General features: G+C 69.6%; 10 protein-coding genes and 1 pseudogene. 6 read left to right on the forward strand and 5 right to left on the reverse strand.

Annotation, left to right across the window (positions count from 1 at the left end; genetic code table 11):
• Nucleotides 1–82 precede the first annotated feature (82 nt).
• From AC08OU_RS18990 to AC08OU_RS19005, 4 genes and pseudogenes are all read left to right on the forward strand, one after another.
• Nucleotides 83–259 (forward strand): annotated as a pseudogene (locus AC08OU_RS18990) (SigE family RNA polymerase sigma factor); the annotation flags it as partial.
• A 105-nt stretch (nucleotides 260–364) separates the two neighbouring features.
• Nucleotides 365–583 carry a hypothetical protein gene (locus tag AC08OU_RS18995; protein ID WP_476601465.1) on the forward strand — a complete coding sequence of 73 codons (219 nt, stop codon included), beginning with the start codon at nucleotides 365–367 and terminating at the stop codon, nucleotides 581–583.
• 157 nt (nucleotides 584–740) lie between these two features.
• Entirely contained in the window at nucleotides 741–1925 is a 1185-nt protein-coding gene (locus AC08OU_RS19000; protein WP_476605445.1) for a lipid-transfer protein, read from the forward strand.
• 100 nt (nucleotides 1926–2025) lie between these two features.
• The gene (locus AC08OU_RS19005) at nucleotides 2026–3180 is read left to right on the forward strand and encodes a TetR/AcrR family transcriptional regulator (protein ID WP_476601458.1); all 1155 of its coding nucleotides are present in this window, start codon (nucleotides 2026–2028) and stop codon (nucleotides 3178–3180) included.
• 64 nt (nucleotides 3181–3244) lie between these two features.
• Here AC08OU_RS19005 and AC08OU_RS19010 read toward each other — a convergent pair whose 3' ends face one another.
• Genes AC08OU_RS19010 through AC08OU_RS19025 form a run of 4 tightly spaced genes read right to left on the reverse strand, consistent with a single transcriptional unit; the run spans nucleotide 3245 to nucleotide 7002 of the window.
• Entirely contained in the window at nucleotides 3245–4147 is a 903-nt protein-coding gene (locus AC08OU_RS19010) for a metal ABC transporter permease (protein ID WP_476601459.1), read from the reverse strand.
• The gene (locus AC08OU_RS19015; RefSeq protein WP_476601460.1) at nucleotides 4144–5067 is read right to left on the reverse strand and encodes a metal ABC transporter permease; all 924 of its coding nucleotides are present in this window, start codon (nucleotides 5065–5067) and stop codon (nucleotides 4144–4146) included. The genes AC08OU_RS19010 and AC08OU_RS19015 overlap by 4 nt, the downstream gene beginning before the upstream one ends.
• Nucleotides 5064–5972 (reverse strand): metal ABC transporter ATP-binding protein, encoded by a 909-nt coding sequence (locus AC08OU_RS19020; protein ID WP_476601461.1) that lies wholly within the window; start codon nucleotides 5970–5972, stop codon nucleotides 5064–5066. Before AC08OU_RS19020 ends, AC08OU_RS19015 begins: the two co-directional genes overlap by 4 nt.
• 34 nt (nucleotides 5973–6006) lie before the next feature.
• Nucleotides 6007–7002: a metal ABC transporter solute-binding protein, Zn/Mn family gene (locus AC08OU_RS19025; protein WP_476601462.1), complete on the reverse strand. Its 996-nt coding sequence runs from the start codon at nucleotides 7000–7002 to the stop codon at nucleotides 6007–6009.
• Between the two features lie 399 nt (nucleotides 7003–7401).
• Here AC08OU_RS19025 and AC08OU_RS19030 point away from each other — a divergent pair, with 399 nt between their 5' ends.
• A complete protein-coding gene (locus tag AC08OU_RS19030; protein WP_462189038.1) occupies nucleotides 7402–7794 on the forward strand; it encodes an SCO5389 family protein in 393 nt (130 codons plus the stop codon).
• A 249-nt stretch (nucleotides 7795–8043) separates the two neighbouring features.
• Here AC08OU_RS19030 and AC08OU_RS19035 read toward each other — a convergent pair whose 3' ends face one another.
• The gene (locus AC08OU_RS19035) at nucleotides 8044–8400 is read right to left on the reverse strand and encodes an AMIN-like domain-containing (lipo)protein (protein WP_476601463.1); all 357 of its coding nucleotides are present in this window, start codon (nucleotides 8398–8400) and stop codon (nucleotides 8044–8046) included.
• A gap of 206 nt (nucleotides 8401–8606) precedes the next feature.
• Here AC08OU_RS19035 and AC08OU_RS19040 point away from each other — a divergent pair.
• On the forward strand, nucleotides 8607–9199 hold a 593-nt coding region (locus tag AC08OU_RS19040), incomplete at its 3' end, for a CapA family protein (protein WP_476605446.1).

The following is a 9199-nucleotide window of genomic DNA, read 5'->3' on the forward strand; positions in this document are numbered from 1 at the left end:
TTAACTTCGAAGACCCCGAAAACTGCGGGACTCGACCGCCACCCTGCCGTATCTACGTAGCATAGTCTGCAATCTCACCCGAATGCAACTACGCCATCTCCAGGTCGTCCGAAAACATCTGGAATGGCCATCAGGCCAGGTAGAATCGGCGGAGACGCAATCGCTGCTGCGACACGAACAGCGAGCTGTAGTCGTCGCGTTACAGCGGCTTTCGCCGCGCCAGCGGGAGGCCCTGGTACTGCGGCACTGGCTCGGCCTGAAGGAATCCGAGATAGCCGCGGTCATGGGGATTTCCTGCGGCGCAGTGAAATCCCCATGCGGCCCGGGGAATGGCGGCGCTGTCCCGCGCGATGGAGTCCCAGACATGACGTATCACACCGGGCCGCTCAACGACACCGAACGACGGCTGCGCGACGCCCTGGACGCTCTCGCCGACGGCGTGCCCGTGTCGCCCGACGCCTACCGGCGGGCGCGGGCCACCTGGCGCCGCCGCGAGCGCCGCAGGCGGCTCATCCTCGCCGTCGTCATCACGGTGGTCTTCACCTTCGCGAACCTGGTCGGCCTGTGGGCGCTCAACCACTGACCGGTGTGGACGTCGCCCGACCGCAGGCTGTGACACACCCGCGTCGCTCCACCTTGTGAATCCTCGCAAGCACGCTTACGCTACACCTCTCCCCTTGACGTGCGCTACTGTGGTGCTCACGGTGTTAAGTGAACAACAGCTAGCCCATGGAGCGATGATGAGCGGTCGGGTGATGGTGGCGGGCGTCGGCATGGTGCCGTTCGCGACGCCGAGCAGGAGCGACAGCTACGACGTGCTGGCCGAGGGGGCGGTCAGGGCGGCGTTGGCCGATGCTGGGATCGACCTGGCTGCGGTCCAGCAGGCGTACGCCGGCTATGTGTACGGCGACTCGACGAGCGGGCAGAAGGCGCTGTACCGGGTGGGGATGACCGGGGCGCCGGTGGTGAACGTGAACAACAGCTGCTCGAGTGGGTCGTCGGCGCTGTTCCTGGCGCGGCAGGCGGTGGCTTCCGGGGCGGCGGACTGCGTGCTGGCGTTCGGGTTCGAGCAGATGCGGCGCGGCGCGCTGACGATGCAGTGGGACGACCGGCCCAACGCCTTCGGGCGGTTCGACGAAGTGGTCACCAAGGTGCAGGGCGAGGTCGAGGGGGTGCCGTTCGCACCGCGGTACTTCGCCGGTGCGGGCGCGGCCTACTGCGAGAAGTACGGGATGGACCCGGCGGTATTCGCGCGGATCTCGGTGAAGTCGCGCCGGCACGCGGCCAACAACCCGTATGCGGTGTTCACTGATCCGGTGACCGTGGCGGAGGTTCTTGCCTCGCCGCGGATCCTCGGTTGGCTGACCCGGTTGCAGTGCTGCCCGCCCACCTGTGGCGCGGCCGCCGCGGTGGTCGTTTCCGAGGATTTCGCGCGCGCCCACGGGCTGCGCGCCGATGTGGCGATCATCGCGCAGGCGATGACCACGGATACCCCGTCCTCGTTCGACGGGGACCTGATGCGCCTGGTCGGTTACGACATGACCGCGGCCGCCGCGCGGCAGGTGTACGAGGTGGCCGGGGTGGACCCGCTCGACGTGCGCGTGGTGGAGCTGCACGACTGCTTCACCAGCAATGAGCTGATGTCCTACGAGGCGCTGGGGCTGACCCCGGAGGGCACGGCGGAGAAGTTCATCGTCGACGGCGACAACACCTACGGCGGCCGGGTGGTGACCAATCCGTCGGGTGGGCTGCTGTCCAAGGGGCACCCGCTGGGCGCGACCGGGTTGGCGCAGTGCGCGGAGCTGGTGTGGCAGTTGCGCGGCGAGGCCGACAAGCGCCAGGTCGAGGACGTGACCGTGGCGCTGCAGCATAACATCGGCCTCGGCGGCGCCGCCGTGGTCGCCCTCTACGAGAAGGTAGGCTGATTCGCACCTCGGAGACCGAGGGGGTCGTACCGAGGGGGTTGTCCTGCCGGACCGCACGCTTGCGCCGCCGCGCGGCACCCGCCCGCGTAACCGGCGAGCGATGATCCTCGGCGCCGCCTCGGACCTGTTCGCCCGCCGCGGCTACGACCAGATCGGCATGACCGATCTCGCCGAGGCCGTGGCGGTCGGCCCGTCCGCGCTGTACCGGCACTTCTCCGGTAAACAGGACCTGCTCCGCGAGGTCATCTCTGCAGGCCTGGCCCCGCTGCGGCGCCTGCTCGATGATCTCGATCTCGCGGACCGTGCCGGCCGCACCGACCGCGCCACGGCGTCGGCCCGGCTCGCCGCCCGCTGCCTCGACGAACGCCACATCGGCGTGCTCTGGCAGCGCGAAGCCCGCCATCTGACCCCTGACGACCATGCTCTGCTGCGCGCCGAGGTCCGCGAGATCGGACGCCGCCTCACCGACCGGGTGCGCGCCGCCCGCCCCGAGCTCGACCCCCCCACCGCGGACCTGCTCACCTGGGCGATGCTGGCCGTGCTGATAAGCCCGTCCTTCCACCACCTGGACCTGCCCCGGCCCGCCTACGACGACCTGCTCGCCGAGCTCACCGACCTCGTGCTGGACACCCCGCTGCCCGGCACCCGCACCGCATCGCCGCCGCGACCAGCCGGACCACCACCGGCCGGACTGCCGCTGCGGCCGGCCTCCCGCCGCGAGGCGCTGCTCACCCAGGCGGTGCGGATGTTCGCCACCCACGGCTACGCCGGCGTCGGCATCGAGGACATCGGCAACGCCGTCGGCATCACCGGCCCCAGCGTCTACCACCACTTCCCGAGCAAGCTGGACATGCTGCGCACCGCGTTCCAGCGCAGCACGGCCGCCCTGTTGATGGACGTCAGCGCGATCTATCGGGCTTCGAACGACGCCGCCGACGCCCTGCGCCGGCTGCTCGGCTCCTACCTCCGGTTCACCCAGGCCCACCACGACCTGATCGGGCTACTGATCACCGAGGTCGAGCATCTGCCGGAGGACGAACGCCACGTCGCCCGCCGGGCCCAGCACGACTACCTCACCGAATGGGTTCACCTGCTCCGGCTCGTGCACCCCGAGCTCGATCCCACCGCCGCCCGGATCCGGGTGCACGCCGCGGTCTCCGTCGCCAACGACACGGCCCGCACCCCGCACCTGCGGCACAACCCGGGCCTGCCGGCCGCGGTCGAGTCGATCTGCGGCCGGCTGCTCGGGCTCTGACCTGGCGCTTCCCCGGACCGCGCGCGACCGCGCCGGTGGCCACCGGTGGCGCCGGTGGGTTCGATCAGGCCGAACGAGGCGCGTCCGCGGACGGGTGCCGCACCGCCCGCGCCAAGCCCGAGTCCGCGACCAGCCGGGTAACGGTCAGCGTGACGGTGTAGGTGGCGGTGGCGAGGGCAAGGATGGCGAAGCTCGGGGGGATCCGCGGGGCGAGGTAGCTGGTGGTCAGTCCGGCCCAGGTCACCGCGACCGCGACCGCGGTGGAGATCATCATTCCATGGTAAGGGCGGGCGGTGAGCCGGTGGGCGGTGCCGGCGGGTGCGGCGAACAGGCCGAGGAGCAGCAGGGCACCGACGGCCTGGGTGGCCTCGGCGGCGGTCGCCCCGACAAGGCCGAGGAAACCGACGCCGAGGAGGCGGACGGGGACACCTCGGGCGGCCGCGACCGCGCCGTCCAGGCTGGCGAACAGCAGGGGGCGCCCGATCGCGATGGTGGCGAGGCAGAGGAGGACGGCGAGTATGGCAGCCTCCCAGGCGTGGGAGGCGTCCAGGCCGAAGATCGAGCCGAACAGGACGGTGACGCCGGCGGTGCCGTTGCCGGTGTTGCGGTGGGTGGTGTAAAGGGTAAGGAAGAGCACCCCGAGGCCGAGGACCCAGGCGAACACGCTGCCGATGACGACGTCGTCGGCGTGGCCGCGGGGGCCGAGCGCGCCGAGGGCGCACCCGACGGTGACGGTGGCGGCGAACAGGCCGACGCGGGCATCGATCCCGGTGGCCAGGGCGGCGAGTGCGCCGGTGAACGCCACATGGGACAACGCGTCGGCGGTGAAGACCTGGGCGCGCAGGACGAGGAAGTAGCCGACGAGTCCGGCCGCCATAGCAATCCCCGTTCCGGCGATGAACGCATGCTGCATGAACGGGTGCTCGAACATCGCGGTCAGTCCGGTGTCCGCCGTGGCTGCGGTCATGCTGCTGCTCCGGTCGTCCGGGGGACGCGGGCGGCCCGGCCGAGCAGGTCGCGCGCGCCGACGGCGAGACGGGCGAGGAGGTACAGGCCGAAGGAGAAGCTGGTGATGAAAAAGCCGAACGGATAGGGCGAGTAGTAGGCCACGGTCAGCCCGGCCCAGGTGACCAGCAGGCCTAGCAGCACGGTGAGCGTGAGGCTGAGGGCCGGTCGGGTGGTGAGGACCTGTGCGGTCGCGGCCGGGATGACCAGCAGGGTGAAGACGAGGAGGGTTCCGGTGATCTGGCTGACCTCCGCGGCGGTGCTCCCGAGCAGGATCAGGAAAACCACCGACAGACCCCGCACCGGCGCTCCGGCGGCGGCGGCCACAGCTGGATCGAGCGAGGCGAACAGCAGCGGCCGCCCGATGAGCGCCAGCACTGCCAGGACCGCCACGGCGACGGCGGTCAGCGTGAGGACCATGTCGTCGGTGATTCCCAGGAAGCTGCCGAACAGCAGCGTGTTGACCCCGCCGAAGAATTCCTTGTACAGGCTGACGAACAGGAATCCGCAGGCCAGCGCGAACGCCTGGACGGTACCGATGATGGCCGACTCCGCGGCCCGCCCGGCTGCCCCACCCAGCCCGGGGACAGCAGCAATGATCAGCGCCGCGGTGAGACAGAAGGCGAAGTAGCCGTAGGTCGCGCCCAGGCCGAGCCAGATCGCCCCGGCCGCGCCCGGGAAACCGGCCACGGCGAGGGTGTGGCCGGCGAAGGCCTGGCGGCGTAGGACCATGAACCATCCAGTTGCCCCGGCGGTCAGCGCGACGATGGTTCCGGCCCGGAACGCGTTCACCATGAACGGGTAGGCGAACATCTGCCGGACGTCGCGGACCAGGTTCCACGACAGGCCCGCGTCGGTCGCGACCACCGCCGCAGTGATCACAGATGGCCGGTCCCGTTATGACGGTCGGTGTGTACAGCGGGCGGCTCGGGCTGGCCGACGACGACGAGGCGCCCGTCGGAGGTGGTCAGCACCTCGATGGGGGCCTGGTAGAGCCGGCTTAACGTCGCACTGGTGATGACCTCGGCGGGAGAGCCCGAGACCGCACCGCCGGCGGCGAGGTAGATGACCCGGTCGAGGCTGGGCAGGATCGGGTTGACGTCGTGGGCGACCATCAGCACGGTCACCCCCGCCGTCTGGCAGATAGTGCGGATGAGGGCCGCGACCGCGGCGGCGTTGGGCGGGTCCAGGCTGTCCAACGGTTCGTCGAGGAGCAACAGCCGGGGCCGGCGGGCGAGCGCCTGGGCGATCAGAAGCCGCTGCTGCTCCCCACCGGACAGCCGGCCGATCGGCTGGTGGGCGTAGCCGGTGGCGCCGACCTGCTCGACGAGTTCGGCGACGCGCCGCCGCGCTGTCCGGGCGCGATCTCCGCCGGGCAGCGGCAGACCCCACCGGTGGCCGTCGAGACCGAGGCGGACGATGTCAAGCCCCCGGATCCGTACCGACGGGTCGAAGCTCCGTCGCTGCGGCAGATAGCCGACCTCGGCGCGGGCCCGCCCGGGATGCCGGCCCAGCACCACCACCCGCCCCGCGGCCAGCGGCAGCAGGCCAAGGGCCGCCTTGAGCAGGGTGGACTTACCGACGCCGTTGGGACCGAGGATCGCGACGAACTCCCCCGCGCCGGCCTCGACGCTCACCCCGCTCCATACCATCCGCCTGCCGAGACGAACCGCCGCACCCTCGAACATCACCGCCGATGCGGCCGGCCGGTCGCTGCCGGCCGGCGCCACCGCCTCGTCAACCTCGGCGCTCGAGCCGCCGGATCGAGGGTACGCCACCGCCGCCATCCTCGTTACCTTCCGCTTACGTGCCGGTTGCCACTTACTTGCCGGTTGCCTGCGCCAGCGACCCGCGCAGGGCTTCCAACTGGGCGACCTGCCACTCCTGGAACGATGCTCCGGCCGGGACGAGCGTCTCGGTGATGGTGGTCACCGGGATGTGGGCCGCCTTCGCCTCCTCAACCTGCCGTTGCACGTCCGGGGTGGCGTTCTGGCTGTTGTAGACGTAGACTTTGATCTCCCCGGTCTTGATCTGACTGTCGATGGTGCTCTTGTCCGCGGCAGTCGGGTCGGTGCCCTCCGAGATCGCGCGCAGGAAGGCCGGCGGGGTCAGCAGGTTCAGCCCGAGCGCCGGGGACAGCATCTCGAAGATGCTCTCCGAGGCCCCGACCGGCGTCCCGGCGTACTTCTTCTTGATCGTTGCGATGAGATCGGTGTACGGCTTGAGGGTCGTGGCGGTGAAGGATGCCCGCTGCTGATCGAAGTAGCCCGCGCCAGCGGGGTCGATCTTCTTGTAGTCGGCGGTGACCTGGTCGATCACCTTCGCGACGTCATCCGGGTTGTACCAGCGATGCGGGTTGTCGCCGTCCTTCGCGCCGACCAGGTCGCCGACGGTCAGCGTCACCCGCCCGGCCGCCGGGTTGGCCGCCGCCAGCTTGCCCGCCCACGGGTCGTAGCCGACGCCGTTGTCGATGAACAGCCGCGCACCGGCGATCGCCCGGCCGTCGGCGGGGGTCGGCTCATAGTCGTGCGGGTCGGCGTCGGGATTGTCGATGATGCTGGTGACCGCCACCCGATCGCCCCCCAGCTGGGCGGCGATGCTGCCCCAGAAGTTCTCGGCCGCCACCACAGCGATCTTCCCGCTGCCGGTGGCGCCGGTCCCGGTGTCCTCCGACGAGGACGTCCCACACGCGGCCACGACCATCGCCACGCCGGCGGCCACTACCCCCAGGCCGCGCGGCATCCGCCCGGGCCGCACCCGCCAGCGCCGCACCGTGACCAGCCGTGCACCATCCACCACGATCTCCCTGCTTGTCACCCGACCGGACCTGCTAGCAGTACCGGGATTCATTTTCGCAAAGGTAGCGGCTAATGGAAACCGTTACAAGTTCGAGTTCGAGCGGTCGGCGATTACGCGGGGCGGGCCTCCCCGCCGCCCATCCGCCCATCCGCCCATCCGCCCATCCGCCTGCATGATCGACCAGATGCTTTGCCGGGTCGGACGCCCTGCGCCGTCCACCGGGGGCGCGCACCGGGCGTGCACCGGGTGTACGGAGGCGGGACGCGCCGCATCGCACGGCAGATCCGGCGGGGTGTCGGGGTGCGCCGCCGCGGCGCAATCGATCTGCACACGGAGTATCACTGTCGGTATTGACAACGGTTGTTGTATCCAAGACAGTGGTGATCGTTGTCGCTGCCACCAGCCCAGGAGGTATCCATGTCCCTGACGGTGTCGCCCGACCTGTTGGAGCAGGCCGAACAAGGTCACGTCGACGAGGCCGACTTCCTCGCCTGTATCCGCACTTCCCTGCCCTACGCCTACGGACTGGTCGAGCGGCTCGCCGGCGAGCTGCCCACCGCAGCCCGCGACTTCGCCGACAACCAGACCCCGCCCGCGGACGACGCCGAGCAGGGACAGCTGTTGCGGGCGATGGCCAGCACCTCGATACGCGCGGCCCTGGAACGGCACTTCGGCGTGGCGCTAGCCTTCCAGAACTGCCATCGGCTGGCCGCTTTCCGCCCCCAGGCCACGGGCGGCGAGCAGTACCGCCGCTTCATCTCCCCGGAGAGCCAGGTCCTCAACCAGCAACCGGAGTTCGTCAACTGCTAGCCTGGGCTCCCGGGATATTTTAATCTCGATGGCCCGGCGGGCCGGTGTTGTCCATTTTGTATCTGATTTGTCCTGGACGTTCATCCACCGGCCCGCCTGGCCCCCTGATCAGAATCGGGTACCACCCGCAATATGGCGTCGATCGTGGGGAGCGTCGAGGCAGACGGACCTCCTACCTCGCGTTCATCGACGCCACCAACACCAAAGCGTCGATCGCGCAACGGGACAGGGCGCTGTGGCGTGTTACCGCTACCGCGTTGGGATGCTCAGGATGACGTCGCGGCCCACGCTGCTCACGGTCGGATGCGCGGGCGGTGCTGGCCTGTGCCCACACAGCCCGAGGTAGTAGGTCACCACACCCTCGAAGTCGCCGCCCCGCTTCACGTGGACGACATTCGTTGTCCGGCCGAGAGGGAAGAGGTTCCTCGGAGCGGTGGGTTGACCTTCGAGGTTGTGTGCGGCGGCGTTGTGGAAGGTGACCTTCACGAAGGATCGTCCCAGCACAAAGACCCGGTTACCGGATCCGTCCTGGATCAGCCCCGATCTCGGCACGTACTCGGCTCTGGGGACGTAATGAAGTAACAAATACGTGATCGAGAGCATCATCGCAGGTCACAGGCCTGTGGAGGGTTCGAAACGCGCAAGTTATTTCATTTCGACTCCTATGAGCCTCGGTGAAGGCGTTGGTCCTTACTCCGTGCATGAGGCCACCCCCTCGGGGGTTCCGCTCGCGGCCTACAGGTTCCGCCCTGCCCTGAGGGGCGTCAACTCGGCGAACCGGAGGAATCCGGCCGGTGGCCTAGGCTGGAACCGTGCACGACGGCACAGTGACGCTGTTCCTCTGCGGCGATGTGATGCTAGGCCGCGGCGTCGACCAGATTCTGCCGCATCCAGGCAACCCGAGACTTTCCGAGGGATATATCCGGGATGCCCGCGCCTATGTCGAGCTGGCTGAAGCAGCGAACGGCCCGATTCCTCGCCCGGTCGACTTCGCCTGGCCCTGGGGTGACGCACTGCCCGTGCTGGATGAGGTCCAGCCCGATGTTCGGGTAGTGAACCTGGAAAACAACATCACCCGGTGCGATGACTTCGCCGCCGGAAAGGCGGTTCATTATCGGATGAGTCCGGACAACCTTCCCTGCCTGGCCGCCGCCCGGCCCGATGTGTGCGTGCTGGCGAACAACCACCTGCTGGATTCCGGCCACCGAGGGCTCGTCGAGACCCTCGACGCGTTGTTCGCGGCCGGGCTGAGAGCGGTGGGAGCCGGGCGCGACGCGGACGAGGCGTGCAAACCGGCCATGGTCCCGCTCGGCGGGGGCCGGCGGGTCCTGGTCTTCTCGTTCGGCCTGCCCTCCAGCGGCATTCCACGGGCGTGGGCCGCGGCCCCGGGCCGCCTCGGCCTAGC

It is taken from the genome of Frankia sp. CcMO1 (assembly GCF_977945845.1).

Excerpts from the sequence above, each read along its gene's own strand:
- AC08OU_RS19020 (WP_476601461.1), bottom strand. The coding sequence starts at position 5,972 with ATGGCGGCGGTGGCGTACCCTCGATCCGGCGGCTCGAGCGCCGAGGTT.
- AC08OU_RS18995 (WP_476601465.1), top strand. The coding sequence starts at position 365 with ATGACGTATCACACCGGGCCGCTCAACGACACCGAACGACGGCTGCGC.
- AC08OU_RS19030 (WP_462189038.1), top strand. The coding sequence starts at position 7,402 with ATGTCCCTGACGGTGTCGCCCGACCTGTTGGAGCAGGCCGAACAAGGT.
- AC08OU_RS19005 (WP_476601458.1), top strand. The coding sequence starts at position 2,026 with ATGATCCTCGGCGCCGCCTCGGACCTGTTCGCCCGCCGCGGCTACGAC.
- AC08OU_RS19035 (WP_476601463.1), bottom strand. The coding sequence starts at position 8,400 with ATGATGCTCTCGATCACGTATTTGTTACTTCATTACGTCCCCAGAGCC.
- AC08OU_RS19000 (WP_476605445.1), top strand. The coding sequence starts at position 741 with ATGAGCGGTCGGGTGATGGTGGCGGGCGTCGGCATGGTGCCGTTCGCG.
- AC08OU_RS19010 (WP_476601459.1), bottom strand. The coding sequence starts at position 4,147 with ATGACCGCAGCCACGGCGGACACCGGACTGACCGCGATGTTCGAGCAC.